Genomic DNA, 26,451 nt, shown 5'->3' on the forward strand with positions numbered 1-26,451 from the left:
GAGGTAGACCGCGCGCCGGTCGCTGGCAAGCGGCCGTTCGACCACGGTGTCCGAAGGACTTCATCCTGATTCAGATTATGAGGATCGACCTGATTCAATTTGTGAAGACAGGCTCGCTTGAATCAATACATGAAGGTCTTAAAAATGATATAAAATCAATGAGTTATCGGATTTTCCGGACTCTCTTGCAGAACCTCGCCGGCTCCGCGGCGGCGAACGTCAACCCCTTCGATCCCGCCGGCAAGCGATGGCCGGCCGGCGGGAAGGATTCGTCCGGGGTGGTCACTCCGCCGCGTTGCGCCGTTGCGGACGGCGGTCGAGCAGCTCCCGGAGATAGCGTCCGGTGTAGCTCGCATCCACCTTCATCACCTCTTCCGGCGTGCCGGCGGCGACGATGCGGCCGCCGCCGTCGCCGCCCTCGGGACCGAGGTCGACCAGCCAGTCGGCGGTTTTGATGACCTCGAGATTGTGCTCGATGATCACCACCGTGTTGCCCTGCTCGACCAGCTCGTGCAGCATTTCGAGAAGCTTGGCGACGTCGTGGAAGTGGAGGCCGGTCGTCGGCTCGTCGAGAATGTAGAGCGTGCGGCCGGTCGCCCGGCGCGACAGCTCCTTGGCGAGCTTGACGCGCTGCGCCTCGCCGCCGGAAAGCGTCGTCGCCTGCTGGCCGACCTTGACGTAGCCGAGGCCGACGTCGCGCAGCGCCGTCATCTTGTCGCGGATGGCCGGCACCGCCTGGAAGAAGTCGCAGGCCTCCTCGACCGTCATGTCCAGCACGTCGGCGATCGACTTGCCCTTGAAATGCACCTCCAGCGTCTCGCGATTGTAGCGATGGCCCTTGCAGACGTCGCACGTGACGTAGACATCCGGCAGGAAGTGCATCTCGATCTTCAGGACGCCATCGCCCTGGCAGGCCTCGCAGCGGCCGCCCTTGACGTTGAACGAGAAGCGGCCCGGCCCGTAGCCGCGCGCCTTGGCTTCCGGCAGGCCGGCGAACCAGTCGCGGATCGGCGTGAAGGCGCCGGTGTAGGTGGCCGGATTGGAGCGCGGCGTGCGGCCGATCGGCGACTGGTCGATGTCGATCACCTTGTCGAGCATCTCCAGCCCCTCGATGCGGTCGTGCGGTGCCGCCTGCTCGCGGGCGCCGTTGAGGCGCCGCGCCGCCGCCTTGAACAGCGTGTCGATCAGAAGCGTCGACTTGCCGCCGCCCGACACGCCGGTGACGCAGGTGAACAGGCCGATCGGGATGTCGGCGGTGACGTTCTTGAGGTTGTTGGCCCGCGCGCCGACGACGCGGATGTATTTGTTCTTCTGCGGCTTGCGGCGCCTGTCGGGCAGCGGGATGGCCAGCGCGCCGGAAAGATACTGGCCGGTGAGGCTGGCCGGATCGGCCATGATCTCGGCCGGCGTGCCTTCCGAGACGATCTTGCCGCCGTGGACGCCGGCACCCGGCCCGATGTCGAGCACGTAGTCGGCGGCGAGGATGGCGTCCTCGTCGTGCTCGACGACGATCACCGTGTTGCCGAGGTCGCGCAGGTGCTTCAGCGTCTCGATCAGCTTGTCGTTGTCGCGCTGGTGCAGGCCGATGGACGGCTCGTCCAGCACGTAGAGCACGCCGGTGAGACCGGAGCCGATCTGGCTGGCCAGGCGGATGCGCTGGCTCTCGCCGCCCGACAGCGTGCCCGAGGCGCGCGACAGCGTCAGGTATTCGAGGCCGACGTTGTTGAGGAAGCGCAGGCGCTCGCGGATCTCCTTCAGGATGCGGACGGCGATCTCGTTCTGCTTGGCGGTGAGCTTGTCCGGCAGCGCCGAGAACCAGACCGCCGCCTCGCGGATCGACATTTCGGTCACCTGGCCGATGTGCAGGCCGGCGATCTTGACGGCGAGCGCCTCCGGCTTCAGGCGGTAGCCGTTGCAGGCCTCGCAAGGGTGGTCCGACTGGAAGCGGCCCAACTCCTCGCGCACCATCTCGGAATCGGTTTCCTTCCAGCGCCGCTCGATGTTGCCGACCACGCCCTCGAACGGCTTCCTGGTGGTGTAGGTCCTGAGGCCGTCGTCATAGGTGAAGGCGATCTCCTCGCCGCCCGAGCCGGTGAGGATGACGTCGCGCACCTTCTGCGGCAGGTCCTTCCACGGCGTCGTCATTGACGCCTTGAAATGACGGCAGATCGCCTCGAGCGTCTGCGCATAATAGGGCGAGGAGGCGCCGGTCTTCGCCCAAGGCAGGATGCAGCCGCCGCGCAGGGACAGGCTGTCGTCGGGCACCACCAGTTCCGCCTCGAACTTCAGTTCGGTGCCGAGGCCGTCGCACTTGGGACAGGCGCCGAACGGGTTGTTGAACGAGAACAGGCGCGGCTCGATCTCCGGAATGGTGAAGCCGCTGACCGGACAGGCGAACTTTTCCGAGAAGGTGATGCGGCGCGGCTCGCTCTCGCCCTCGGCGACGCTGGCCAGCTCCAGCACGGCGATGCCGTCGGCGAGCGCCAGCGCCGTCTGGAAGCTGTCGGCGAGGCGGGCGGCGAGGTCCGGCTTGACGACGATACGGTCGACGACGATGTCGATGTCGTGCTTAATCTTCTTGTCGAGGGCCGGCACTTCCTCGATCGGATAGAAGCTGCCGTCGACCTTGACGCGCTGGAAGCCCTTCTTCTGCAGGTCGGCGAATTCCTTGCGGTACTCGCCCTTGCGGCCGCGGATCATCGGCGCCAGCAGGTAGAGGCGGGTGCCCTCGGGCAGTTCCAGGGTGCGGTCGACCATCTGGCTGATGGTCTGGCTCTCGATCGGCAGGCCGGTGGCCGGCGAATAGGGAACGCCGACGCGCGCGAACAGCAGGCGCATGTAGTCGTAGATTTCGGTGACGGTGCCGACCGTCGAGCGCGGGTTGCGCGAGGTGGTTTTCTGCTCGATGGAGATGGCCGGCGACAGGCCGTCGATCTGGTCGACGTCCGGCTTCTGCATCATGTCGAGGAACTGGCGGGCGTAGGCCGACAGGCTCTCGACGTAGCGGCGCTGGCCCTCGGCATAGATGGTGTCGAAGGCGAGCGACGACTTGCCCGAGCCGGAAAGGCCGGTCATGACGATCAGGCTGTCGCGCGGCAGGTCGACGTCGATGTTCTTGAGATTGTGCTCGCGCGCGCCGCGCACCGAGAGGGAGCGCCGGGCCTGATCGAAAATGCTGGTCGGCTTGTTCGGCATGTCTGTCGTCGTCCTTGTCGCATCTCCCGGGGAGGGCGGGAGGCGGAAAATATGTTGCCCAGGAGGCGTGAGCCGGTGGTCATCGGGCGCGCCACGCTAGTCCGGGCCTGCTGACGCATCCTGTCAGGATCGGCCGGCGACCTGCAAGGCGCCGGCATGCGCATCTGCCATGTCGGCGATCCTGGAGAAGAAAGCGCGGAAAATCTCGGAATTCGGTTGCGACATCCTCATGAAACGTCTAGAACGTATCAGGAACACAATCCCGGCGCCAGCCCTTTTCTCACTGTGGAAAAGGAGCAAGGGCGATCGGGGCGGGGTATCCCGGGGTCGGCGTCGGCGTTAACGTGTCACCGTGTTGCCGGGCGCAAGCCCCGGCCGGCCGAACGCGCCGGTGCGCGGCCGAAGGTAGCGAGTTTGAGGGAAGAAAGCCATGGCAGGCAGCGTCAACAAGGTCATCCTGATCGGCAATCTCGGTCGTGATCCCGAGGTGAGACGGATGGGGTCGGGCGATGCCGTGGTCAACCTGCGTATCGCCACCTCCGAAAACTGGCGCGATCGCCAGAGCGGCGAGCGCAAGGAACGCACCGAATGGCATTCGGTGGTGATCTTCAACGAAAACCTGGCCAAGGTCGCCGAGCAGTATCTGAAGAAGGGCTCCAAGGTCTACATCGAGGGCCAGTTGCAGACCCGCAAGTGGACCGACCAGTCCGGCCAGGAGCGCTATACCACGGAAGTGGTGCTGCAGCGCTTCCGTGGCGAGCTGACCCTTCTCGACAGCCGTGGCGAGGGCGGCGGCCGCGGCGAGGGCGACTTCGGCGGCGAGGGCGGTTCGGACTACGGCTCGTCCGGTCCGATGGAGCGCGCTCCCGCCCGCTCGGGTGGCGGCCGCGCCCAGGGCGGCGCCCCGGCCTCCAACTTCTCGTCGGATCTCGACGACGACATCCCGTTCTGAGCATTGACGGATGAAGCTCGTTTCCCTTTTCCGATTTGACACTGCGGGTTGAGCCGCGTCCGGGCCGTTGGTTCCGGGTTTGGCTCGTTCCGGCATATCGTCGGCGCATGGCTGCCGTGACGGCGGTCGTGCGGTGGTGTCCTGCAATCGGAAAAGAAGAAGATGAGCTTTGTCATCCGCACTGAAGCGGCGGCCGATCACGCCGCCATCGGCGAGCTGACCACGGCCGCCTTCCTGACGGCCGCCCACGCCAGCGGCCGCGAGGCGGCGATCGTCCGCGACCTCAGGGCCGCCGGTGCGCTGGTCCTGTCGCTGGTCGCCGTCGATGCCGCCGGGGAGGTCATCGGTCACGCCGGTTTCTCGCCCGTCGAGACGGACATGCCCGGCCGCTGGTTCGGCCTGGGGCCGCTGTCGGTGAAGCCGGAGCGACAGCGCGCCGGTGTCGGCTCGGCGCTGGTCCGGGCCGGCCTTGCGCAACTCGCGGAGATGGGAGCGGCCGGCGTCGTATTGGTCGGCGAGCCGGCCTATTACGGCCGCTTCGGCTTCGCCGCCCGGCCGGGCCTTGCCTGCGAAGGCGTACCGGACCGTTACGTGCAGGCGCTCGCCTTGGGAGCACCGCCGCCGGCTTGGCGACCCATTGCCTTCCATCCGGCTTTCTTCACGGCGAAATAGCCACCAGAGCGTCGGACCGAAAAGTGGAATCCGGTTTTCGGAAAATCCGGTATGCCCACAAAGACCGAGAGTGGCGGCCCGGATACCAGTTTGCCGACCTATCCCTGTGTTCCCCATATATATAATTCTGTCATCCTCGCGCAGGCGAGGACCTCAGGCAGAACAAAGCTCAACGCAGATATAGCGCTCCAGCAACGCAAGGCGCCTGATATGCCCCTCGTCACCTTTTCGTCCCGAGGTCCTCGCCTTCGCGAGGATGACAATCCATGGGAGGCGATGCGCTCGGCGACGACGGCGTGATGGGAACGTTCGCGTATCCGGGCAGATTTCCGGGCCAAGCCGAGAAACTCTGGCTTAATCTCGCATATGCGAGACCAGAAATATTGCGCCAGCGTGCCCGGGAATTTGTCCCCAGGTGCGGCGGCCCGGATATGTTCGGGTGTCCGCCGCTCTAGCCGAAACGGGTGATGACGTTGATGCCGGTCTCCTGCGACCGGTCCATGCCGATGAGCAGGTCGATCGCCTCGTCGAGGCCGACGTGGCGGTTGATCAGCTTCTGCGGCGCCAGCTTGCCGGCGGCGATCATCGAGAGCATGTCGTCGTAGCGCCAGGCCTGCATGCCGTGGCTGCCGTAGACCTCCAGCTCCCAGCCGATGACGCGCGCCATGGGGATCGGCGCCTCGGCGTCGTCGCCGAGCATCAGGCCGACCTGCACGTGGCGGCCGCGCCGCTTGAGGCCGAGGATGGAGTTGCGCGCCGTCACGCGGTGGCCGAGCGCGTCGATGGAGAGATGGGCGCCGCCGCCCGTCAGGTCGCGGATGGCGCCGGCGACGTCCGGCGTGGTCCGGCCGTTGACCACCGCCGTGGCGCCGATGGTTCTGGCGAACGCCAGCTTGTCGTCGGCGATGTCGACGGCAATCACGTTGGCGCCCATCGCCGCGGCGATCATGATGGCCGACAGGCCGACGCCGCCGCAACCGTGCACCGCCACCCATTCGCCGCCGCGCACCCGGCCCTGGTCGACCACGGCGCGGAAGGAGGTGGCGAACCGGCAGCCGAGGCTGGCGGCCGTCGCGAAATCGATGTCGTCGGGCAGTGCCACCACGTTGTCGTCGGCGTTGTGCACGCCGACATATTCGGCGAACGAGCCCCAGTGGGTGAAGCCGGGCTGCGTCTGGTTGCGGCAGACCTGCTGGTTGCCCGAGCCGCATTCCGGGCAGCGGCCGCAACCGGCGACGAAGGGCATGGTGACGCGATCGCCTATCCGGAAGCGGCGGACGTCGCGGCCGACGGCGACGACGCGGCCGGCGAACTCGTGTCCGGGCACGTGCGGCAGGGCGATGTCCGGATCGTGGCCCATCCAGCCGTGCCAATCCGAGCGGCAGATGCCGGACGCCTCGACCTTCAGCACCAGGCCGTGCGGCTCGGGCGTCGGATCGGCCAGGGTGCGAATCTCCGGCCGCTGGCCGAACAGCTCGTAGAAAATGGCGCGCATGCTTCAATCCCCCGGAACGGCGACCCGCTGGTCCGCCCGGCGATAGCACGGACGTTGCGAGCGAAAAAGCATGAGATTGCCGATGCAAGACCTTTAAGCACGAGGGGCATCCGAGCGTGGCCTCAGAGCCCGGCCGCCGCGAGCGCTGCGACGTTGGCGCGGTGCACCGCCTCGTAGGGCTCGAAATAGCCGATCCGGCCGGCCGCCACGTCGTCGGCGACGAAGGCGGAAAGCGGCGTGCCGTCACGCCCCTCGCCGGCGAGAAGCCGCATCAGGTAATCGCGATTGGCGCCAACGAGGCCCGCATCATAGCCGCCGGCGGCGATCCGGTCGGGCGCGCCATGGGCCGGCAGGATGCGGTGGAAGACCAGTCCGGCGAGCCGGTCGAGTTCGGCGATGTGCACCGCCGTATGCTCGGCCTCGGAGATATAGGTGACGGTATCCTCGACCACGTCACCGGCGAGCAGAAGCCCGGCGTCGGGCAATCGCAGCACGACGCCGTCGGCGCTGTGGATGGCGAAATGCATGGCCTCGACGCTGCGGCCGCCGACGGTGAGCGCCAGTTTGTCGTCGAAGGTCTCCGTCGGCAGCACCAGCGGCCGGATCGGCGGATCGCCGTTCTCCAGCCTGTCGCGATTGGCGACGAGCGCTTCACGCGTCAGGCGCTGGGCGACGATCGGCCCGTCGGCAAAGATGGCGTTGCCGGCGACGTGGTCGTCGTGCCAGTGGCTGAGCACCAGCGTGAAGCGGCTGACGCCGAGCCCTTCGAGATGGCGACGAACGGCACGGGCGTGGTCGAGCGAGATGTGGCTGTCGAAGACGATCGCCTCGTCATCGCCGACGATGGCGTAGGAGGCGATGCCGAGGCGGTAGGCGCCGTCGTCGAGCCAGTTCGCGGCCGGCGAATGCAGCCGCACGCCGGGGACGCGTCCGTCGTAATAGGCGAACACGCCCGGCGCCGGCTCCAGAATGCGCAGGGTGCGCGTGTCGGTCACGGCGTATTGTCCTCGATGCCGTACATGTCGTCGTCGCTCAGGCCGAAATGGTGGCCGATCTCGTGGACGAGCACATGGCTGACGATGTCGCCCAGCGTCTCGTCATGCTCGGCCCAATAGTCGAGGATGGGACGGCGATAGAGCCAGACGCGGTTGGGCAGCCGGCCGGTCTCCGGCACGGCGGCATCGTGGGCGACGCCGACGCCGGAGAACAGGCCGAGGATGTCGAAATCGCTTTCGAGTTCCATCTCCTTGACGACGTCCTCGTCGGGAAAATCGGAAACGCGGATCTCGATCTCGCCGGTCATCGCCCGGAAATCGGCCGGCAGGGCGGCATAGGCTTCGGCGGCCATCGCCTCGAAGTCGTCGAGCTCCGGCGCCTTCAGGCCCTTCCAGTCGAATTTCGCGCCACCGCCGAAGAGTTTCATCCTCGTCTCCCGCCGATCCTTCCATCAAGCTTCAGAAGTGTCGGCGACGGGGGAGGGCGTCAAGGGGCATGGGCCTTCCGCCGCCCCATGCCAGTAGTGTTCAGCATGTCCCCGAACAGGTGTTCACTAGGTCTCCGGTCTATACAAGGGGGCAGGGATAGCGGTGAAAGCCCTATATCCGCCGCCCGCTTTTTCCTGCCCGAGGTCCTACGCCTTCGCGCAGGAAGACAATCTATGTATATGTTTCTTATATATAATTCTGTCATCCTGCGCGAAGGCGTAGGACCTCGGGCCGAAAGAGGCGCGAAGGCGAATATGGGACTCCCCTGCCGGGGATGGCCTCATGAGATCGCCCCGCCATTCTTCTCCCGTCAGAACAAACTGAGCTGGACGCCGCCGTTGCCCGGCTTCAGGAATTTCTCCGTGTCGAGCTTCACCCGGTGCTTGTTGAGGCCGAGGCGCTTGGCGGTCAGCTCGAATCTCCGGCCGATCTGCCAGGCGTAGGGACCGGTGCCGCGCATGCGCTTGCCCCACTCGGCGTCGTAATCCTTGCCGCCGCGCATCGACTTCAAAACGTTCATGACGTGCCGGTAGCGGTCGGGCAGCTCGCGCAGCAGGAATTCGCGGAAGATTTCCGATACTTCCAGCGGCAGGCGCAACAGCACGTAGCCGGCCTCGCGGGCGCCGAAGGTATGGGCCGCCTCGAGGATGCGCTCGATCTCGCTGTCGGTGACCGCCGGAATGATCGGCGCCAGCATGACGCCAACCGGGATGCCGGCCGCCGTCAGCTTCTGGACGGTCTCGAGGCGCCGCTGCGGGCTGGAGGCGCGCGGCTCCATGGCACGGGCGAGACGCCGGTCGAGCGTGGTGATGGAAACCGCCACCTTGACGAGGCCCTCGGCGGCCATCGGCTGGAGAATGTCGATATCGCGCAGCACCAGCGCCGACTTGGTGATGATCAGCGCCGGATGCCGGGTCTTGGCCAGCACCTCCAGCACCCGCCGGGTGATCTTCTGCTCCTTCTCGATCGGCTGGTAGGCGTCGGTCGCCGTGCCGATGGCGATCACCTTCGGCTGGTAGGACGGCGCGCCGAGCTGGCGCTCCAGCACCTCGGCGGCGTTGGTCTTGGCGTAGAGCTGGGTCTCGAAGTCGAGCCCCGGCGACAGGCCGAGGTAGGCGTGGTTCGGCCGGGCGTAGCAGTAGACGCAGCCATGCTCGCAACCACGGTAGGGGTTGAGCGAACGGTCGAAGGCGATGTCCGGGCTGTCGTTGCGGGTGATGACCGAACGCGCCGGCTCGACCTGCACCGTCGTCTTGAACGGCGGCAGTTCGTCGCCGTCGCTCCAGCCGTCGTCGAAGACGGTACGGCCATAGGCCTCGAACCGGCCCGAGGGATTGATGCCGGCGCCTCGGCCGCGCCGACGCCCGGCGGTGACCGCCGTGTCGGCGATCTCCGGCGCCGGGGTGGGCTCGATGAGAGGATGACAGGCGATGTTCATGATTTGATCTTATGCGGGAACGGGAACAGGTCAAGAACATTCTTCGGGTCATCCACCGCCGGGCCCGAGTTCGGAGCGTCGAGCGCCGACCGCGCCACGCGCGGGAAAGCCGGGTGCGGAGGCCCGCCGGTGCCTCGGGGGAGGAAACTGGAAGCGATCGGAAGTCCGCGTTCGGACGGGCTCGCGCTTGCCCGGAAAACCCGCTAGAACGAAAGTATGATCTCGGTCGTCATACCTACCAAGAACAGCGAGGAAGCCCTCGTCCGCACGCTTTCGACGCTGGTCACCGGCGCCGCCGACGGCACGGTGCGCGAAGTGTTGGTGGTCGACGGCGGCTCGGAGGACCAGACGCGCCTCGTCGCCGAGGGGACGGGCTGCGATCTCGTTTCCGGCGCCGGCGGCGCCTGGGCGCGCTGCGCCATCGGGGCGGCGGCGGCCCAGCGCGGCGAGTTCCTGATGTTCCTACGCCCCGGCGTGCTGCTCGATCCCGGCTGGGAGAGCGATTTTCAGGCAGCGGCCGAGCGGCGTCTCCGGCAGGGCGACAGCCGTTTCGCCGCCGTCTTCCGCCTCGCCTCCGACGACGACACGCTGGCCGGCAGCCTCAGGCATTATCTGCAGCGCCTGTTCGGCCGTTGCGCCGGCGTGACGCACCCCGACCAGGGGCTGATCATCTCCCGCGGCTATTTCCGTGAACTCGGCGGTTTCAGCCGGCGCGACGGCTTGGCCGGCGTCGATCTCGTCCGCCGCGTCGGCCATCGTCGTCTCGTCCGCCTGAGGTCTCCGGCGGTGCGGGTGATCGCCGACGGCCAAGACGATGCCGTGGCCGGCGGCGGCGCGCTGGCCGCCCTGTTGCTCGTCTTCCGTCTGCCCGTCGGCATCGTCGCCGGGCTTACCGGCCGCAGAGCCTGACAAACTCTCCGAGAGTTGACTGGTCCGGTCGGCAGCCTGCGGCTAAAGAGGCGCGGCAGAGCAGGGACGCCATTGGAAGCGCCCCGCCAGCCGGAAGGAATCCCATGACCATCGAGCTTCATGCCATCGCGGCGCCGGTCTTCACGGCCCGTCTCAAAGCCCTCGTCCATCTCCTGAAGATCGGCGAGAGCGAAGGCCGGGCGCGCGGCCTTTCCGAGGAAGCGGTGCTCGGCGCCCGACTCGCCCCGGACATGTTCGAGCTGAAGCGCCAGGTCCAGATCGCCACCGATCACGTCAAGGGGGCGATGGCGCGCCTCGCCGGCCTCGAGGCGCCCTCCTTCCCCGACAACGAGCAGACCTTCGCCGAGCTCTACGCCCGCATCGACAGGACGCTCGCCTTCGTTGCATCGGTGCCGGCCGCTGCGGTCAATGGCCGCGAGGAGACGATCGTCACGCTGAAGCTCCGCCAGGAAACCATGGAGCTCACGGCAATCGACTATCTTCAGGGCTTCGCCATCCCCAATTTCTATTTCCACCTGACCACCGCCTACGACATCCTGCGCCATCTCGGCATGCCCTTGGGCAAGCGCGATTTCCTGTGGCGGCAGTGAGGGCAGGGCGGCAGGGTTTTCGCCCCGATCGCTTGCATGGTTAACAAACCATTGAAATAATTAATCAATGGCGACTCCCATCGCTTAACCTCGAATTTACCCTGCCGGAGGAGATTGGTTTCCGGCAGGGGCGTGAAGACCCCCTCCTGTTTGTTTTGCGTCGGAGTGGGAGAGCCATGAGTGTACTGCGTCAGCGGGCGGCCGTGTCGTCGTCCGAGGTTTCTTTCCACTCCCCTGCCGCTTTCTCCGCGCCTGACTGGCTCGACAGCGTCATCGTCGGCGATTGTGTCGCCGCGCTGGAACGCCTGCCCAAGGCCTCGGTCGACCTGATTTTTGCCGATCCTCCCTACAACCTGCAGCTCGGCGGCGATCTCACCCGTCCCGACCAGTCGAAGGTCGACGCCGTCAACGACGACTGGGACCGTTTCGACAGCTTCGAGGCTTACGATGCCTTCACGCGCGCCTGGCTGCTCGCCTGCCGGCGGGTGCTGAAGCCGACCGGCACCATCTGGGTGATCGGCTCCTACCACAACATCTTCCGCGTCGGCTCGATCATGCAGGACCTTGGGTTCTGGGTGCTCAACGACATCATCTGGCGCAAGGCCAACCCGATGCCCAACTTCAAGGGCAAGCGCTTCACCAACGCGCACGAGACGCTGATCTGGGCGTCGCGCGACCGGGAGGCCAAGGGCATCACCTTCAATTACGAGGCCATGAAGGCCTTCAACGACGATCTCCAGATGCGGTCCGACTGGCTGCTGCCGATCTGCACCGGCGGCGAGCGGCTGAAGACCGCCGGCGGCGACAAGGTGCATCCGACGCAGAAGCCGGAAGCGCTGCTGTGGCGCGTGCTGATGTCGTCGTCCAAGCCCGGCGACGTCGTCCTCGATCCCTTCCTCGGCACCGGCACCTCGGCCGCCGTCGCCAAGCGGCTCGGCCGGCATTACGTCGGCGTCGAGCGGGACGGCACCTACGCCGATTTCGCCAGGGAGCGGATCGCCTCGGTCGAGCGCGCGCCCGATGATGGTCTCGCGGTGGTGACGCCGAGGCGGGCCGAGCCCCGCGTTCCCTTCGGTTCGCTGATCGAGGCCGGCCTGATCCAGCCGGGCGATCGGCTGTGCGACGCCCGCCGCCGCCACGTCGCGACCGTCCGGGCCGATGGCTCGATCGCCGCCGGCGCCGTTGCCGGATCGATCCACAAGGTCGGCGCCTCGGTGCAGGGCCTCGAGGCCTGCAACGGCTGGGCCTACTGGCATGTCGAAAAACAGGGCGCGCTCGTGCTGATCGACGAACTGCGCGGCCGCATCCGCAGCGAACTCGCCGCCGCCGGCGCCTGAACGAGCCCTGTTCCATACAAAAGAAGGCTCTCCGAACGATCGGAGAGCCATTTCTTTATCGGCGCTCAGTTTTCAAACCCGTGCCGTTCGGCATGCGGGCTGGCCTGCCCTCAAAATCTATGTCGCCCAACCGTATCGCGCCAGATTAGCCCAACCCGGCGCTGGTCGATCAAATGACTATCGGGCCATGCCCCAATGGCAACCATTATCGCACCCGCGCCGTTCATCACCAAGTAACCCCCGATGCGACCATGGTCGCAAAACGACGGGGTCTTACCGATCAAAGATTGTCCTTTTCGGCGCGAGCACGTTCCGGGCGTGCCGGCTTTGCCGTCGCGCCGGCCGGTCAGTCGCCGCCTCCACCACCTTGCGCATGACGGAGGGCAGCGCCTCGCCGGCGACGGCGGCGGCGTCGAGCCAGAAACAGCCGGCAGGTGGCGGCCGGTCGCCGACCTCGGCCATCTTGACCGACAGCACGAGATGAAAATGCGTGAAGGTGTGCTCGACCTCGCCGGCGGTCTTCCAGTCGGCGGGGAATGGCGGGGCGGCTTCGGGCGGTGCGCCTTCCCGCCAGTCGCCGCCGGGCACCTCCAGCATGCCGCCGAGCAGCCCCTTGTCGGGGCGACGGCGCACCAGCAGCGCATCGTCGTGCCGGCGGGCGACGAAGGCGACGCCGTAGCGCGTCGGCCGCTCCGCCTTGGCCCGCCGGCGCGGTAAGGTCTCGGCGTCGCCGCGGCGGCGGGCGAGGCAGGGTGCCGACCACGGGCAGAGGGCGCAGGCCGGCCGCTTCGGCGTGCAGATGGTGGCGCCGAGGTCCATCATCGCCTGGGCGAAATCGCCGGGGCGCTGTTGCGGCGTCAGCGTCGCGGTCAGGCGGCGGATCTCCGGCTTGACGTCGGGCAGCGGCGTTTCCAGCGCGAACAGCCGGGCCACCACCCGCTCGACGTTGCCGTCGACGACGGCGGCCGGCACGTCGAAGGCGATGGCGGCAATGGCCGCCGCCGTGTAGGGGCCGATGCCGGGCAGGGCGGCAAGGCCCTCGACCGTGTCGGGAAAGCGGCCGCCGTGGTCGCGCGCCACGGCTTCGGCGCAGGCCTTGAGGTTGCGGGCGCGCGAATAGTAGCCGAGGCCGGCCCAGGCGGCCATCACGTCGTCGCGCGGCGCGGCGGCGAGCGCCGGCAATGTCGGCCAGCGGGCGAGGAAATCGAGGAAATAGCTTTTGACGGCCGCCACCGTCGTCTGTTGCAGCATCACCTCGGAAAGCCAGACGCGGTAGGGATCGGGCAGCACGCCCAGCGCCCGATCCTCCGGCGGCACCCGCCAGGGCAGGCGGCGGGCATGGACGTCGTACCAGTCGAGAAGGGCGGTGGCGGACGGCGCCGGCATGTGGGATAACCTCGGCTGGAGAACGGAACGCTGGAGGTTCCATAGCAGATGGCGCGTCTGAGAAAACCGGCTTTCGTCTACAAGGGGGTGCGGCCGCTCGCCGACATCATCGCCGCGCCGCTCAGTGCCGCCTGCCGCAAGCGCGGCTTCGCCACGCTCGACCTCGTCGCCCACTGGCCGGACATCGTCGGTCCCGCCTATGCCGAGACGACGGCGCCCGACCAGTTGTCCTGGCCGCGCCGGCCGAAGGGGCTGATCGCCGAGGAGGAGCACGAGCCGGCGGTGCTCACCGTGCGCTGCTCGGGCGCGGCGGCCATGCGCCTGACGCTCGAGGCACCGCAGGTGATCGAGCGCATCAACACCTTTTTCGGCTATCGGGTCGTCGGCCGCCTGAGGCCGCTGCAACTGCCGCCGGTCAGGATCGGCCCGCGGCCGCGCCCTCGGCCGGTGCAGCTTTCGCCGGAGGCGGAGGCCAGGGTGCGGGCGCTGGCCGCCGGCATCGACGACGACGGCCTCAAGGCGGCGGTGGAGCGGCTGGGGCGGGCGGTCGGCGGCGACAGTCGCGGCCGGCGTTGAAGCTGCGGGCGATCGGTCTTCAGTGCGATGCTTCCGGGAGCCGAAGTATCCTGCCGCGGATTGGCAAACGCATCCTCTTCCCAATGACGTGGGCTTGCCATAATTTGCCGTCAATGACTTGCCCGGTAGGGCCGGTTATCCGAAAGGGAACGACATGTTGACTCGCCGCCGCTTTCTCGTGACCACTGCAATTGCCGCGGCCGGGTTCGCCGTCCTGGCGTCCTTCCCCGGACTGGCTTTCGCCCAGGAGCCGGCGGCCACCGTCGACGAGGCCGAGCTGTTGAAGCCGGGCGTGCTGCCCGACATGGCGCTCGGCAATCCCGACGCCAAGGTGAAGATCGTCGAATATATGTCGATGACCTGCAGCCACTGCGCCGACTTCCACAACAAGACCTTCGACGAGATCAAGGCCAAGTATATCGACACCGGCAAGATCTACTTCATCGTCCGCGAATTCCCGCTGGACCCGCTGGCCGCCGCCGGCTTCATGCTGGCGCGCAACGCGCCGGGCGACAAGTATTTCGATGTGGTGTCCTACCTCTTCAAGACGCAGAGCCAGTGGGCCTTCGTCGACGACCCGCTCTCCGGCCTGCGCAACGTTTCCAAGCAGTTCGGCTACTCGCCGTCGACCTTCGAGGCGACGCTGACCGACCAGAAGCTGCTCGACGACATCAACGCGACGCGGCAGCACGGCGCCGACGCGTTCGGCATCACCGGAACGCCGACCTTCTTCATCAACGGCAAGCGGGAAGTCGGCTTCATGTCGGTCGATGAAATGTCGGCCCAGATCGATCCGCTGCTCTGAGGCTCTTTCTCAACTGGTGATAACCGCCGGATATCAACAGGGCCGCGACGCCCGCCTCTTGCCGGGGCGGCGTCGCGGCCTTCATGATATGGTGGTCCATTGTCCGGTCACACTCTATGAATAGGGTGCGCGCCGAAGCGGATCGCCAATGCAGTTCGAGCGGCTGAAGATACAGGGCTTCAAGTCCTTCGTGGATTTCTCCGAGTTCGTCATCGAACCCGGCCTGACCGGCGTGGTCGGGCCCAACGGCTGCGGCAAGTCGAACCTCGTCGAGGCCATGCGCTGGGTGATGGGCGAAAGCTCCTACAAGGCGATGCGCGCCTCCGGCATGGACGACGTCATCTTCTCCGGCTCCGGCAAGCGGCCGGCCCGCAATGCCGCCGAAGTGACGCTGGTGCTGAGAAACGACCTGCGCACCGCGCCGCCCGCCTTCAATGAAGCCGATCTCCTGGAGGTGACCCGCCGCATCGAGCGGCAGGCCGGTTCCTCCTACCGCATCAACGGCAAGGACGTGCGCGCCCGCGACGTGCAACTCCTGTTCGCCGACGCCTCCACCGGCGCCCGCTCGCCGGCCATGGTGCGGCAGGGTCAGATCGGCGAGCTGATCGCCGCCAAGCCGACGCAGCGCCGCACCATCCTGGAGGAAGCGGCCGGCATCTCCGGCCTGCATTCCCGCCGCCACGACGCCGAACTGCGGCTTAAGGGCGCCGAGACCAACCTCACGCGCATGGAAGACGTGCTGCGCGAGATCGAGACGCGCCTCGAAGGCCTGCGCAGGCAGGCGCGGCAGGCGGCCCGCTATCGCAATCTTTCCGCCGACATCCGCAAGGCCGAGGCCATCGTCGCCTTCCTGCGGGTCGGCGACCTGATGACCCAGGTCGAGGAAGCCGAAGCGCAGATGACCGACAGCTTCGGCGCCGTCGCCGACGCCCAGGCCGCCCAGACCGAGGCCGTCCGCCGCCAGGCGATCATTGCCCACGAGTTGCCGGGCCTGCGCGACCGGGCGGTGGAGACGGCGGCGGCGCTGCAGCGGCTTCGCATCGCGCTCGCCGAATCCGAGGCCGAGGAGCGGCGTGCCCGCGAGCGGCTGGCCGAGCTCTCCCGCCGCGCCGAGGAGATCGCCCGCGATCGCGCCCGCGAGGCGGCGCTGGTGGCCGAGAACGACGAGCGTCTCGCCGCCCTTTCCGACGAGGCGGAGGCGCTGGCCGCCGAGGAGCTCGGCGAGGAGGAGCGGCAGGCGGAGGCGGAGGCGCTTGCCTCCGACATCGCCGCCCGTCTCGCCGACATCGACGCCGAGCTCGCCGCCGCCACCGCCGCCGAGGCCGAGGCGGCCGCGCTGAAGGGGGCGCTCGAACGCGAGATCCGCGAGGCCGGCCTTCGCCTCGATCGTCTTCTCCGCGATCTCCAGGGTCTCGACGCCGAGCTGGCCGAGCTCGACGAACGGCTCGATGCCGACGACGCCATCGCCGCCGCCCGCGAGGAGATCGAGCTGGCCGCCGCCATGGTGTTCGAGGCCGAGACCGCCGCCGACGACGCCGAGGCCGGCCGCCGCGCCGCCGAGGAAGAGCGTCTCGCCGCCACGGGGCCGCTCGCCGAGGCCGAGCGCGAGCTCCAGAAGCTCGACACCGAGGCGCGCACCCTGGCCAAGATGCTGGATATCGAGCACGGCCAGTTGTTCCCGCCGCTGGTCGACCGCCTGACGCCGCAGAAGGGCTTCGAGACGGCGCTGGCCGCCGCCCTCGGCGAGGACATCGAGGCGCCGATGGACGATCGCGCCCCGGCCTACTGGACCATGCCGGGCGACGGTGCCGCCGATCCGCCGCTGCCGGACGGCGTGCCGCCGCTCGCCAAGTTCGTCGATGGCCCCGATCTCATCGGCCGCCGCCTGCGCCAGATCGGCGTCGTCAAGGCCGAGGATGCCGCGCGGTTACAGCCGCTGCTCGCCGCCGGCCAGATGCTGGTGACGCTCGACGGCGCGCTCTGGCGCTGGGACGGCTACGCCGCGGCCGCCGATGCGCCGACCGTCGCCGCCCGCCGGCTGGCCGCCCGCAACCGCCTCGCCGAGATCGATGCCCTGCGCCAGGCGGCGGGCGAGCTGTGTGCCGCCCGGCGCCAGGTGCTCGACGGCGCCGAGGCGCGCCTGCGCGAGGCCGAGGCCGAGGAGCGCGCCGCCCGCGAAGCGGTCAAGGCGGCCGAGCGCGCCGCGTCCGCCGCCCGCGACCGCCTGCTGCTGGCCGAGCGGGCGCTGGCCGAAACCGTCGCCCGCCGCGCCGCCGCCGCCGGCCAGCGCGAGCGCCTTGCCGTCGATGCCGAGGAGCTCGCCGCCCGCAAGGCCGAGGCCGAGGAGCGGCATGCCGAGCTGACCGACGCTTCGTACCTCTCGGCCCGTGTCCAGGATCTGCGGAGCGAGGCGGCCGACACGCGCGCCCGCTTCTCGGAGGCGCGCGCCGCCGTCGACCTGATCCGCCGCGAGGGCGAATTGCGCCAGCGCCGCGTGGAGGCGATCGAGCGCGAGCGGGCCGGCTGGGGCGACCGCGTGCGCCACGCCGCCGCCCATCTCGACGAACTGGACGACCGGCTCGCCCAGGTGGAGGACGAGCGGGCCGAGCTGATCGACCGGCCGGATGAGATCGTCGAGGCCCGCCGCGGCCTGATGCGGGCGATCGCCGACGCCGAGGCGGCCGGCACCGAGGCCGCCGATCGCCTGCGCGACGGCGAGCTGCAGGCCGGCGAGGCCGACCGCGCCGCCGCCGACGCCCTGGCCCGGCTTTCCACCATCCGCGAGGGCAGGGTGCGCGCCGAGGAGCGGCTCGCCGCGGTAAAGCAGCGGCTCGAGGAATATGCCGGCGAGATTCGCGACCGCTTCGACGCGCCGCTCTATGCCCTGCGCCAGCTCGCCGAAATCGACGAGGATGCGCCGTTGCCGGACATCGTCGGCGTGGAGACCCGGCTCGAACGGCTGAAGGTGGAGCGCGACAAGCTCGGCGGCGTCAACCTGCAGGCCGAGACCGAGCAGGCCGAGCTGGAGGAGCGGCTCGATACGCTGGTCAACGAGCGCGAGGACCTGATCGAGGCGATCCGCCGGCTGCGCCAGGGCATCCAGAACCTGAACCGCGAGGCGCGCGAGCGGTTGCTCAACGCCTTCGGCATCGTCAACGCCCACTTCCAGCGGCTGTTCGTCCACCTGTTCGGCGGCGGCACGGCGGAATTGCAGCTCGTCGATGCCGACGATCCGCTGGAGGCCGGCCTCGAGATCCTCGCCCGCCCGCCGGGCAAGAAGCCGCAGACCATGACGCTGCTGTCCGGCGGCGAGCAGGCCCTGACCGCCATGGCGCTGATCTTTGCCGTGTTCCTCACCAATCCCGCGCCGATCTGCGTGCTCGACGAGGTGGATGCGCCGCTCGACGACGCCAATGTCGAGCGCTACTGCGACCTCCTGGAGGAGATGGCGCGGTCCACCGAGACGCGCTTCGTGGTCATCACGCACAATCCGATCACAATGGCGCGAATGAACCGGCTGTTCGGCGTCACCATGGCCGAACGGGGCGTGTCGCAACTGGTGTCGGTCGACCTCGAAACCGCCGAATCCTTCCGGGAGGCGAGCTGAGGAGCGCCCTTTGCCGGGAGCATGTTGCGAGCCGATCGCAGCTTAATCGATTATGCCCGCCTCGACTAAGGTCGTAGTCCACATTGGGCTATGGTTGCGGGGTAGGAAATGGCATATAAATCAATGAAATGTAGAGGCCCGCGTCAATCTTGACAGGCATCCGTGTGAACACTATGGTGCCCGCCAAATCAGGGATTACCCCGATCTTGCAGGGCCTTGGTGACTGCATTCTCGAGGATGCCGCCTATGGCTCAGGACGACGAACGGCTGGACGACGCCGGAAGCGATCCCCGCCTCAAAGCGCTGGGGGAGAAGCTGGCCGAAGCGCGGCGCGCTCCGTCCGAGCCGGAGGGCGGCGGGCCGCAATCGTCGGGGCTGTCGGGTTTCGGCCAGGCGATGAAGGTCGGGTCGGAGTTCGTGGCCGGGGTGATCGTCGGCTTCGTGATCGGCTACACGATCGATCGGCTTTTCGGGACCACCCCGTGGGGTATGATCGTGTTTCTGTTGCTGGGCTTCGCTGCCGGCACGCTGAACGTGATGCGCGCGGCCGGCGTGGCGAAGGATCCGTTCGCCGCCGGGCCGCGTAGCGCGCCGGAGCGGACGAGGGACGGCGAAGACTGAGTTTGAACGGCCGGGCGGGCTGGCCCGAGGCCGTGGTGTGGGCGAGACCGAGCGAGGGAGCTCCTCAAGGTGGCTGACGTAAGAACCGACCCCATCCATCAGTTCGGCATCCAGAAACTGGTGGACATCAACATCGAAGGCTACGACGTCTCCTTCACCAATTCCTCGTTGTTCATGATATTGACGCTGGTCGTCATCGCGCTGGTGCTCTTGTGGGGCTCCTCGTCGCGTTCCGTGGTGCCGGGCCGGGCGCAGACGGTGGCGGAGCTTTCCTACGAATTCGTCGCCAACACGCTGAGGACCTCGGCCGGCGAGGGCGGCATGCGCTTCATGCCGCTGGTGTTCTCGCTGTTCATGTTCGTGCTGACGGCCAACATCTTCGGCATGGTGCCCTATTTCTTCACGGTCACCTCGCATATCATCGTCACCGCCGCGCTGGCGCTGCTCGTCATCTTCACGGTGACCATCTACGGCTTCTACAAGAACGGCACCCGTTTCCTGAGGCTGTTCGTGCCCTCGGGCGTGCCGGCGCCGATCGTGCCGCTGGTCACCGTCATCGAGATCATCTCCTTCCTGTCGCGGCCGCTCAGCCTCGCCGTTCGTCTGTTCGCCAACATGCTGGCCGGTCACATCACCCTCAAGGTGTTTGCCGGCTTCGTGGTGACGCTGACCGGCCTCGGCGCTTTCGGCTTCCTCGGCGCGCTGCTGCCGCTGATCATGGTGGTGGCGCTGACCGCTCTCGAATTCCTGGTGGCTTTCCTCCAGGCCTACGTCTTCACGATCCTCACCTGCATGTACCTCAACGACGCCCTGCATCCGGGGCACTGAGGCCGGATCGACGAAGCTCACCCATCAAAACCATCCAGGTCTTTGTTTCTCAAGGAGCGTTACAATGGAAGCTGAAGCCGCCAAGTACATCGGCGCTGGCCTTTCGACCATCGGCATCGCCGGTTCCGCCATCGGCCTCGGCAGCATCTTCGGCAATTACCTGTCGAGTGCCGTCCGCAATCCTTCGGCCGCCGACGGCCAGTTCGGCCGCCTCATCCTCGGCTTCGCCGTCACCGAGGCGCTGGGCATCTTCTCGCTGCTGATCGCCCTGCTGCTGCTGTTCGCCGTCTGATCGCGAGACAGCCGAAGCGAGCCCCGGAAGGGTTCGCTGCATGTTGCCGGCCGGCTTCCGGCCGGCCGTGACGAGCCGGCGCCTCGCGAGGTGATGTTCGCCTCGAGGCGCCGCTTGGTCGTCATCATCCATGGAGCCCGAGCGTCGATGAGCTGGTTGATCAGCCAAGCCAACGCACAAGAGCCGGCCATCGTTCCGGCGGACGGTGATCACGCGCCGACGGAGGCCACCGGCACGACGGTGGCGCACGAGGGCGGCGAGCACGGCGGCACCTTCCCGCCGTTCGATCCCTCCACCTTTCCTTCGCAGCTGTTCTGGCTGGCCATCGTCTTCATCGCGCTCTACGTCCTGATGGCCAAGAAGGTCATCCCGCAGATTGCCGGCATCCTCGAGGCGCGCGCCGCCAAGATCGCCGGCGAGCTCGTCGAGGCCGAGAAGGCCAAGGCGGAGACCGATGCCGCCATCGCCTCCTACGAGGCGTCGCTCGCCGCCGCCCGCAACAAGGCCAACGCCATCGCCCACGAGACGCGCAGCCGGGTCGCCCGCGAGATCGACGGCCGGCGCCACGCCGCCGAGGCGCAGCTCGCCGGCAAGCTTGCCGACACCGAGAAGCATATCGCCGACGTCAAGCGGATCGCGCTCGACCATGTGTCGACCATCGCCACCGAGACGACCGAGGCGGTCGTCGAGGCGCTGATCGGCAAGGTCGGCCGCGACGAAGCGGCCGCGGCCGTCGCCGCCGTTTCGGCCGGCAAGCACTGAGGAGGTCCCGATGCTCGACAACACGACCTGGGCCTTCGTCGGTCTCATCCTGTTCTTTGCCGTGCTGGCCTACTACGGGGTGTTCGGCATGGTCGGCCGCATGCTCGACAAGCGGGCCGAGGAGGTCACCGCCGAACTCGACGCGGCGCAGCGCCTGCGCCGGGAAGCGGAAGCGCTGCTGGCCGAATACCAGCAGAAGCGCGTCGCCGCCGAACAGGACGCCGCCGAGATCATCGCCCATGCCGAAGCCGAGGCCAAGCGCATGACCGCCGACGCTGAAGTGGCGCTCAAGGAACTGATCGAGCACCGCACCCGCACCGTCGAAGCCAAGATCGCCCACGCCGAGGCGGGAGCCGTCGCCGAAGTGCGCGCCGTCGCCATCGACATGGCGATCGCCGCCTCGAAGCGTCTGCTGGCCGAAAAGGTTCAGGGCGAGGTTGCCGCCGAGCTCATCTCCAAGGGCGTCGACGAGGTGAAGGCGCGGTTCAGCTAAGCTGCCTTTACGGGACCGATATGGAACGAGGGGCCTTAAAGGCCCCTTTTTCATGGCTGCCTGCAACCCGCCCGCGCCTCGATGCAGTCCCGGACCGGCCGGAAGCTGCGGCGGTGGATCGGCGTCGGCCCGAGTTCGGTCAGCGCCCTCAGGTGCTTTGCCGAGCCGTAGCCGACATTGGTCTCGAAGCCGTAGCCGGGAAATTCGGCGGCGTGGAGTTCCATCATGCGGTCGCGCATCACCTTGGCGACGACCGAGGCGGCGGCAATGGCGGCGACGCGCGCGTCGCCCCTGACGATGGCCATTCCCCGATAGCCGGCGGCCATCAGCCCGGCGGGCACGTCCCGCCCGTCGACCAGCACGCCCACCGGCTGCTCGGCCAACGATCGCACCGCCCGCCCCATCGCCCAGAGATTGGCGGCGAGAATGTTCATGGCGTCGATGCGCGCCGCCGACGCCGAGGCGACGGCGACGATATGATCGCGGCAGATCGCTTCGAACATCTCTACGCGGGCGCTCGGCCGGAGCTGCTTGGAATCGGTGAGCCCGTCGGGCAGCGGCGCGTCGGTGAGAATGACCGCCGCGGTCACCACCGGACCGGCCAGCGGACCGCGCCCGACCTCGTCGACGCCGGCGACGGGGCCACCCCAGCGCTGCGCGAAATCCTCCTCGATGCGGCGATCGCAGGCCTCGTCGACAAGGCCGGCCAGAAGATCGGGAGCGGAAGAGGGAGCGAGGCGGGACATGAGGCAAAGTCAGTCTGGGCGAATCAGTGTTCCCACCATGATACGGCAAATTGGCGAAGTGTCGGCCATTTGACGTCCGCGTCCGCGCCCCATAAGAGAAATCCCAGATCGTCGCGGCGCCGCCGCTTACCAATGCCTGGGCAACCCGATGTCACACAACAGCTTCGGACATCTCTTCCGCATCACTACCTGGGGCGAGAGCCACGGCCCGGCGCTGGGCGTCGTCGTCGACGGCTGCCCGCCGGGGCTGCCCCTGACGACCGAGTTCATCCAGGCCTTCCTCGACCGGCGCAAGCCCGGCCAGTCGCGCTTCGTGACGCAGCGGCGCGAGGACGACCTCGTCGAGATCCTCTCCGGCGTGTTCGAGGACGATCGCACCGGCGGTCCCGTCACCACGGGAACGCCGATCTCGCTCCTGATCCGCAACACCGACCAGCGCTCCAGGGACTACGGCGACATCCGCGACAAATACCGCCCCGGCCATGCCGACGTCGCCTATGACCTCAAGTACGGTGTCCGCGATTATCGTGGCGGCGGCCGCTCGTCGGCCCGCGAGACGGCGGCGCGCGTCGCCGCCGGTGCCGTCGCCCGCAAGGTGATCGAAGGCGTCACCATCCGCGGCGCCCTCGTGCAGATCGGCAAGGAGAAGATCGACCGCGCCAACTGGGACTGGAGCGCCGTCGACGACAATCCGTTCTTCTGCCCCGACCGCCAGGCGGTGCCGCGCTTCGAAGCCTATCTCGACCGCGTGCGCAAGGCCGGATCGTCGGTCGGCGCGGTGGTGGAACTGGTGGCCGAGGGCGTGCCGGCCGGCTGGGGCGCGCCGATCTACGGCAAGCTCGACCAGGATCTCGTTTCGGCGCTGATGTCGATCAACGCGGTGAAGGGCGTCGAGATCGGCGAGGGGTTCGCCGCCGCCGAACTCACCGGCGAGGCCAACGCCGACGAGATGCGCATGGGCAACGACGGCGCCATCCTGCATGCGTCGAACCACGCCGGCGGCGTCCTCGGCGGCATTTCCACCGGCCAGCCGGTGGTGGCGCGCTTCGCCGTCAAGCCGACCTCGTCGATCCTCATCGACCGCCGCTCGGTGTCGGCTGGCGGCGAGGACGTCGACGTCATGACGCGCGGCCGCCACGATCCTTGCGTCGGCATCCGCGCCGTGCCGGTGGGCGAGGCGATGATGGCGCTGGTGCTCGCCGACCACAAGCTGCGCCACCGGGCCCAGACCGGCCGCGACGGCGCGGTCGCCTTCCCGCTGCGCTAAGCGCCTCGCCATGGCCGACACGACGGTCGTTCTTGCGCCGCTTCATCCGGTCGTCGACCTCGATGCCGTGATGGCCGTCTATCGCCGCGCTGCCGACTACCTCGCCCTCGAGAGCGGCCTGACGCCGGATGCGGCCGCTCGCGCCTTTTTCGACGACCGGCCACCGGCGAGCGCCGGGGAACCGCTGAAGTTCGGCGTCGGCGGTGAGGCCGGCCCATTGGCCGCCATCGGCGATCTGGCGTTCGGTTATCCCGAGCCCGGCGACGCCTATCTCGGCCTGCTGCTGCTGGTCCCGGAGGCGCGCGGCAGGGGCCTGGGGCAGGCGATTGTCGGCGAGGTGCAGAAGCTCGCCGGCGCGCGCGGTGCGTCGCGCTTGCTGGTCGGCGTCCTCGACGCCAACCAACGGGCGCGGATCTTCTGGGAACGGCAGGGCTTCAGGCTGACCCGGACCAGCGGGCCGCATGACTTCGGCCACCGGCGGCATGTCGTTCATCGCCTGGAACTGTCGCTCGCCGGTGCTCTCGGGACTTGTGCGTAGGGCGCCGGCAATCTTTGGGTTATCGTGAATTCTTCACATTGGCTTTACCGCCTGTTTACGCGCAGCCACGCACAACTCCTACGAAAGTATCAGTCGAAGGCGGGGACCAGTCGTCGGCGAAAGCCGGGCCGGTCTGTCGAATCCGGGTGGGGGCATCGCGCCGCCGCGTCGTTTCGGCACGCGAATACGGGCGGTCCCGCGCCAATTGAGCGGGGGCACGCATGCTGAAGTCGTTCACGGGGAGAATAGTTTTCGTCGTGCTGGCGTCCGCGCTGGCGCTGGCCGCCGCCCTGACCTTCGCGACGCAGCGGATGGCCGAGCAGACGGTGACCGACCTTTCGAACGAGGCCATCGTCACGGCTGCCGGCGCCCGCGCCGCCGCGCTGCAAGCCTGGATCGACAGCCTGTCGAGCCAGGCGGCGGCCGTCGCCTCGGCCTCGACGCTCCAGGATTCGGCGCGCGAGTTCAGCAGCACCTGGAACCAGCTTCTCGATGACGATCCCGGGGCTCGCCTGCGCCAGGTGTTCGTCGACGGCAACCCCAATCCGCAGCATCGCGAACAGATGACCGCCGTCGACGATACGTCGGAGCGCTACTTCATCTACCACGCGACAGGCCACAAGGCGGTGGCCACCGCCCTGCGCGATACCGGCTTCGACGACCTGGTGCTGTTCGACGATGGCGGCCGGGCCTACTATTCCTATGCCAAGGACGAGCTGTTCGGCCGCCGCATCACCGACGCCACCGACAAGCCGGCGCTGGTCGACGTGGTCAGGGCGATGATTCCGGCGCCGGGCGCCAAGCCGGCGAACCTCCGGCCGGCCTTCACCGGCTTCATGCCGAATCCGTCCGCCGCCGTCGGCCTCAGCGGCTATTTCGTGGCGCCGGTGATCCTGGATGGCCGCTTCGTCGCCGTGGTGGCGCTGCGCGTCAACATGGCCCAGGCGTCGAAGATCCTGAACGACAAGACCGGCCTCGGCACCACCGGCCGCTCCGTTCTGCTGTCGTCGGCGACCGGCGCCGGCTTTGCCTTCGGCCAGACGGCGAACGGCGACATGCTGGTCGACCTCTCGGCAAATCCCTTGCGCAAGGCGGCGGACGGCAGCGCCTTCGAGGCGGAACTGACCCCCGGCGTCGTCGAACTCGCCGCACTGGCGCAGGTGCGCCCCGGCTGGCAGGTGTTGTCGCTGCACGATCGCAAGGCGGCGCTGGCGCCGGTCAACCGGCTGACGCTGATCCTCGTCGCCGTCGCCGCGGCGGTGCTGCTGTTGGTCGGCGGCGTCGCCGTGCAACTGACCCGCCGTCTGACGCGGCCGTTGGCGACGCTCGCCGCCGACGTCCGCCGGCTCGGTGCCGGCGAGCTCGAGACCGAGCTGTCGGGGCGCGACCGCAAGGACGAGATCGGCGATCTTGCCCGCGCCGTCGACCTGTTCCGCGCCGCCGCCATCGAACGGCTGCGGCTCGAGGAACAGCAGATGCAGGAAGGGCGTCGGCGCGAGAGCCGGCAGCAGGAGATCGATCGTCTGGTCGCCGAGTTCCGCGCCGAGGTGCACAACACCATCGAGGCGGTCGCCCGCCGCATGGCCGACATGACCGCCACCGCCGCCGACCTGACGCAGGTCGCCGAGGAGACCACCAGCCGCACCGGCGAGGCCGCCCATGCCTCGTCGACGGCGTCCGGCTCGGTGGGCTCGGTCGCCGCCGCCGCGGAGGAGCTGGACGCTTCCATCCGCAATCTCGGTACCCAGGTGAATGCCGCCCGCGACGTGGTCGAGAGCGCCACCCAGGGCGCCAACGCCGCCAATGCCAAGGTCGGTGGCCTGCGCGTCGCCTCCGAGGAGATCGGCAAGATCGTCACGCTGATCCAGTCGATCGCCGGTCAGACCAACCTTCTGGCGCTCAACGCCACCATCGAGGCGGCGCGCGCCGGCGAGGCCGGCAAGGGCTTCGCCGTCGTCGCCTCCGAGGTGAAGAACCTGGCCGGCCAGACCGCCAAGGCCACCGAGGAGATCTCCCACCAGATCGCCGCCATCCAGACCTCCTCCGAGGAGGCGGCCGGAGCCATTCAGGCGATCACCGACACCATGGCGACCGTCAACCGCTACACCGTCGCCATGGCCGATGCCATGGGTCAGCAGAGCGAGGCGACCACCTCGATCAGCGGCAACGTCCACGCCGCCGCCGCGGCCACCGGCTCGGTGCTCGGCATCGTCGAACGCGTGGCCAGCGCGGCCGACGCCACCACCCGCTCGGCGCAGTCGGTCAAGGACAGCGCCGCCGATGTCGAGCGCGAGACCAAGGCGCTGGAAGAGCTGCTGGCCGGCTTCCTGGAGAAGGTCACGGCGGCCTGAAGCTTTCCCTTGTCGGCAAGGCCCGGAGCAGGACGTCGATCCGGTTGATCGGCTTCCTGCTCCGGGCTTCTTTTTGAGGCTGGCCG

The 26,451-nt window shown here is 68.2% G+C and carries 23 protein-coding genes; 16 read left to right on the forward strand and 7 right to left on the reverse strand.

The window, feature by feature from the left end; all coding sequences use genetic code 11:
• Window positions 1-282: 282 nt before the first annotated feature.
• On the reverse strand, window positions 283-3,195 hold the full coding sequence (gene uvrA / locus CJ014_RS13715; RefSeq protein ID WP_100081046.1) for an excinuclease ABC subunit UvrA: 2,913 nt from the start codon (window positions 3,193-3,195) through the stop codon (window positions 283-285).
• Between the two features lie 430 nt (window positions 3,196-3,625).
• Between uvrA and CJ014_RS13720 the strand changes: the two genes are divergently transcribed.
• Both CJ014_RS13720 and CJ014_RS13725 read left to right on the forward strand, forming a co-directional pair.
• On the forward strand, window positions 3,626-4,147 hold the full coding sequence (locus CJ014_RS13720) for a single-stranded DNA-binding protein (protein ID WP_100081047.1): 522 nt from the start codon (window positions 3,626-3,628) through the stop codon (window positions 4,145-4,147).
• Between the two features lie 162 nt (window positions 4,148-4,309).
• A complete protein-coding gene (locus CJ014_RS13725) occupies window positions 4,310-4,819 on the forward strand; it encodes a GNAT family N-acetyltransferase (RefSeq protein WP_100081048.1) in 510 nt (169 codons plus the stop codon).
• Window positions 4,820-5,270: 451 nt separating this feature from the next.
• Here the strand turns inward: CJ014_RS13725 and CJ014_RS13730 are convergent, their stop codons facing one another.
• The 4 genes from CJ014_RS13730 to CJ014_RS13745 form a co-directional block, all read right to left on the reverse strand.
• Window positions 5,271-6,314, reverse strand: a complete 1,044-nt coding sequence (locus tag CJ014_RS13730) for a zinc-dependent alcohol dehydrogenase family protein (protein WP_100081049.1) — start codon at window positions 6,312-6,314, stop codon at window positions 5,271-5,273.
• Window positions 6,315-6,436: 122 nt separating this feature from the next.
• Window positions 6,437-7,309, reverse strand: a complete 873-nt coding sequence (locus CJ014_RS13735) for an MBL fold metallo-hydrolase (protein ID WP_100081050.1) — start codon at window positions 7,307-7,309, stop codon at window positions 6,437-6,439.
• On the reverse strand, window positions 7,306-7,737 hold the full coding sequence (locus CJ014_RS13740; RefSeq protein ID WP_100081051.1) for a metallopeptidase family protein: 432 nt from the start codon (window positions 7,735-7,737) through the stop codon (window positions 7,306-7,308). Before CJ014_RS13740 ends, CJ014_RS13735 begins: the two co-directional genes overlap by 4 nt.
• 371 nt (window positions 7,738-8,108) lie before the next feature.
• The gene (locus CJ014_RS13745; protein WP_100081052.1) at window positions 8,109-9,236 is read right to left on the reverse strand and encodes a PA0069 family radical SAM protein; all 1,128 of its coding nucleotides are present in this window, start codon (window positions 9,234-9,236) and stop codon (window positions 8,109-8,111) included.
• 216 nt (window positions 9,237-9,452) lie between these two features.
• Between CJ014_RS13745 and CJ014_RS13750 the strand changes: the two genes are divergently transcribed.
• The 3 genes from CJ014_RS13750 (at window position 9,453) to CJ014_RS13760 (ending at window position 12,093) form a co-directional block, all read left to right on the forward strand.
• Window positions 9,453-10,145 (forward strand): glycosyltransferase, encoded by a 693-nt coding sequence (locus CJ014_RS13750; protein WP_100081053.1) that lies wholly within the window; start codon window positions 9,453-9,455, stop codon window positions 10,143-10,145.
• A gap of 104 nt (window positions 10,146-10,249) precedes the next feature.
• Window positions 10,250-10,756, forward strand: coding sequence for a DUF1993 domain-containing protein (locus tag CJ014_RS13755; RefSeq protein WP_100081054.1), 507 nt, complete (start codon window positions 10,250-10,252; stop codon window positions 10,754-10,756).
• A 176-nt stretch (window positions 10,757-10,932) separates the two neighbouring features.
• Window positions 10,933-12,093: a site-specific DNA-methyltransferase gene (locus CJ014_RS13760; RefSeq protein WP_100081055.1), complete on the forward strand. Its 1,161-nt coding sequence runs from the start codon at window positions 10,933-10,935 to the stop codon at window positions 12,091-12,093.
• Window positions 12,094-12,366: 273 nt separating this feature from the next.
• Here the strand turns inward: CJ014_RS13760 and mutY are convergent, their stop codons facing one another.
• Window positions 12,367-13,479, reverse strand: coding sequence for an A/G-specific adenine glycosylase (gene mutY, locus CJ014_RS13765; protein ID WP_100081056.1), 1,113 nt, complete (start codon window positions 13,477-13,479; stop codon window positions 12,367-12,369).
• Between the two features lie 48 nt (window positions 13,480-13,527).
• Between mutY and CJ014_RS13770 the strand changes: the two genes are divergently transcribed.
• The 8 genes from CJ014_RS13770 (at window position 13,528) to CJ014_RS13805 (ending at window position 21,463) form a co-directional block, all read left to right on the forward strand.
• The gene (locus tag CJ014_RS13770; protein WP_100081057.1) at window positions 13,528-14,055 is read left to right on the forward strand and encodes a DUF721 domain-containing protein; all 528 of its coding nucleotides are present in this window, start codon (window positions 13,528-13,530) and stop codon (window positions 14,053-14,055) included.
• Window positions 14,056-14,209: 154 nt separating this feature from the next.
• On the forward strand, window positions 14,210-14,860 hold the full coding sequence (locus CJ014_RS13775; RefSeq protein ID WP_100081058.1) for a thioredoxin domain-containing protein: 651 nt from the start codon (window positions 14,210-14,212) through the stop codon (window positions 14,858-14,860).
• Window positions 14,861-15,008: 148 nt separating this feature from the next.
• A complete protein-coding gene (locus tag CJ014_RS13780; protein WP_100081059.1) occupies window positions 15,009-18,467 on the forward strand; it encodes a chromosome segregation SMC family protein in 3,459 nt (1,152 codons plus the stop codon).
• Window positions 18,468-18,713: 246 nt separating this feature from the next.
• Window positions 18,714-19,088: an AtpZ/AtpI family protein gene (locus CJ014_RS13785; protein ID WP_245427322.1), complete on the forward strand. Its 375-nt coding sequence runs from the start codon at window positions 18,714-18,716 to the stop codon at window positions 19,086-19,088.
• Window positions 19,089-19,157: 69 nt separating this feature from the next.
• On the forward strand, window positions 19,158-19,916 hold the full coding sequence (locus CJ014_RS13790) for a F0F1 ATP synthase subunit A (RefSeq protein ID WP_100081061.1): 759 nt from the start codon (window positions 19,158-19,160) through the stop codon (window positions 19,914-19,916).
• A gap of 64 nt (window positions 19,917-19,980) precedes the next feature.
• Entirely contained in the window at window positions 19,981-20,208 is a 228-nt protein-coding gene (locus tag CJ014_RS13795) for a F0F1 ATP synthase subunit C (RefSeq protein ID WP_100081062.1), read from the forward strand.
• A 147-nt stretch (window positions 20,209-20,355) separates the two neighbouring features.
• Complete coding sequence (locus CJ014_RS13800; RefSeq protein ID WP_100081124.1) at window positions 20,356-20,970, forward strand: F0F1 ATP synthase subunit B family protein; 615 nt, start codon at window positions 20,356-20,358, stop codon at window positions 20,968-20,970.
• A 10-nt stretch (window positions 20,971-20,980) separates the two neighbouring features.
• Window positions 20,981-21,463 (forward strand): F0F1 ATP synthase subunit B family protein, encoded by a 483-nt coding sequence (locus CJ014_RS13805; RefSeq protein WP_100081063.1) that lies wholly within the window; start codon window positions 20,981-20,983, stop codon window positions 21,461-21,463.
• Between the two features lie 50 nt (window positions 21,464-21,513).
• Here CJ014_RS13805 and CJ014_RS13810 read toward each other — a convergent pair whose 3' ends face one another.
• The gene (locus CJ014_RS13810) at window positions 21,514-22,209 is read right to left on the reverse strand and encodes a ribonuclease HII (RefSeq protein WP_100081064.1); all 696 of its coding nucleotides are present in this window, start codon (window positions 22,207-22,209) and stop codon (window positions 21,514-21,516) included.
• Between the two features lie 148 nt (window positions 22,210-22,357).
• Here CJ014_RS13810 and aroC point away from each other — a divergent pair, with 148 nt between their 5' ends.
• The 3 genes from aroC (at window position 22,358) to CJ014_RS13825 (ending at window position 26,365) form a co-directional block, all read left to right on the forward strand.
• The gene (gene aroC / locus CJ014_RS13815) at window positions 22,358-23,476 is read left to right on the forward strand and encodes a chorismate synthase (protein WP_100081065.1); all 1,119 of its coding nucleotides are present in this window, start codon (window positions 22,358-22,360) and stop codon (window positions 23,474-23,476) included.
• Between the two features lie 10 nt (window positions 23,477-23,486).
• Entirely contained in the window at window positions 23,487-24,014 is a 528-nt protein-coding gene (locus CJ014_RS13820; protein ID WP_100081066.1) for a GNAT family N-acetyltransferase, read from the forward strand.
• 221 nt (window positions 24,015-24,235) lie between these two features.
• A complete protein-coding gene (locus tag CJ014_RS13825; protein ID WP_133121854.1) occupies window positions 24,236-26,365 on the forward strand; it encodes a methyl-accepting chemotaxis protein in 2,130 nt (709 codons plus the stop codon).
• Window positions 26,366-26,451: the final 86 nt, after the last annotated feature.

Origin of the sequence: Pleomorphomonas carboxyditropha (genome assembly GCF_002770725.1) — a bacterium.
Classification (GTDB): Bacteria; Pseudomonadota; Alphaproteobacteria; order Rhizobiales; family Pleomorphomonadaceae; genus Pleomorphomonas; species Pleomorphomonas carboxyditropha.

Coding starts and splice junctions, on each gene's coding strand:
- CJ014_RS13730 (WP_100081049.1), bottom strand. CDS start 6,314: ATGCGCGCCATTTTCTACGAGCTGTTCGGCCAGCGGCCGGAGATTCGC.
- uvrA (WP_100081046.1), bottom strand. CDS start 3,195: ATGCCGAACAAGCCGACCAGCATTTTCGATCAGGCCCGGCGCTCCCTC.
- aroC (WP_100081065.1), top strand. CDS start 22,358: ATGTCACACAACAGCTTCGGACATCTCTTCCGCATCACTACCTGGGGC.
- CJ014_RS13780 (WP_100081059.1), top strand. CDS start 15,009: ATGCAGTTCGAGCGGCTGAAGATACAGGGCTTCAAGTCCTTCGTGGAT.
- CJ014_RS13800 (WP_100081124.1), top strand. CDS start 20,356: ATGAGCTGGTTGATCAGCCAAGCCAACGCACAAGAGCCGGCCATCGTT.
- CJ014_RS13720 (WP_100081047.1), top strand. CDS start 3,626: ATGGCAGGCAGCGTCAACAAGGTCATCCTGATCGGCAATCTCGGTCGT.
- CJ014_RS13820 (WP_100081066.1), top strand. CDS start 23,487: ATGGCCGACACGACGGTCGTTCTTGCGCCGCTTCATCCGGTCGTCGAC.
- CJ014_RS13825 (WP_133121854.1), top strand. CDS start 24,236: ATGCTGAAGTCGTTCACGGGGAGAATAGTTTTCGTCGTGCTGGCGTCC.
- CJ014_RS13805 (WP_100081063.1), top strand. CDS start 20,981: ATGCTCGACAACACGACCTGGGCCTTCGTCGGTCTCATCCTGTTCTTT.
- CJ014_RS13770 (WP_100081057.1), top strand. CDS start 13,528: ATGGCGCGTCTGAGAAAACCGGCTTTCGTCTACAAGGGGGTGCGGCCG.
- mutY (WP_100081056.1), bottom strand. CDS start 13,479: ATGCCGGCGCCGTCCGCCACCGCCCTTCTCGACTGGTACGACGTCCAT.
- CJ014_RS13750 (WP_100081053.1), top strand. CDS start 9,453: ATGATCTCGGTCGTCATACCTACCAAGAACAGCGAGGAAGCCCTCGTC.
- CJ014_RS13810 (WP_100081064.1), bottom strand. CDS start 22,209: ATGTCCCGCCTCGCTCCCTCTTCCGCTCCCGATCTTCTGGCCGGCCTT.
- CJ014_RS13755 (WP_100081054.1), top strand. CDS start 10,250: ATGACCATCGAGCTTCATGCCATCGCGGCGCCGGTCTTCACGGCCCGT.
- CJ014_RS13760 (WP_100081055.1), top strand. CDS start 10,933: ATGAGTGTACTGCGTCAGCGGGCGGCCGTGTCGTCGTCCGAGGTTTCT.
- CJ014_RS13795 (WP_100081062.1), top strand. CDS start 19,981: ATGGAAGCTGAAGCCGCCAAGTACATCGGCGCTGGCCTTTCGACCATC.
- CJ014_RS13745 (WP_100081052.1), bottom strand. CDS start 9,236: ATGAACATCGCCTGTCATCCTCTCATCGAGCCCACCCCGGCGCCGGAG.
- CJ014_RS13740 (WP_100081051.1), bottom strand. CDS start 7,737: ATGAAACTCTTCGGCGGTGGCGCGAAATTCGACTGGAAGGGCCTGAAG.
- CJ014_RS13725 (WP_100081048.1), top strand. CDS start 4,310: ATGAGCTTTGTCATCCGCACTGAAGCGGCGGCCGATCACGCCGCCATC.
- CJ014_RS13785 (WP_245427322.1), top strand. CDS start 18,714: ATGGCTCAGGACGACGAACGGCTGGACGACGCCGGAAGCGATCCCCGC.
- CJ014_RS13775 (WP_100081058.1), top strand. CDS start 14,210: ATGTTGACTCGCCGCCGCTTTCTCGTGACCACTGCAATTGCCGCGGCC.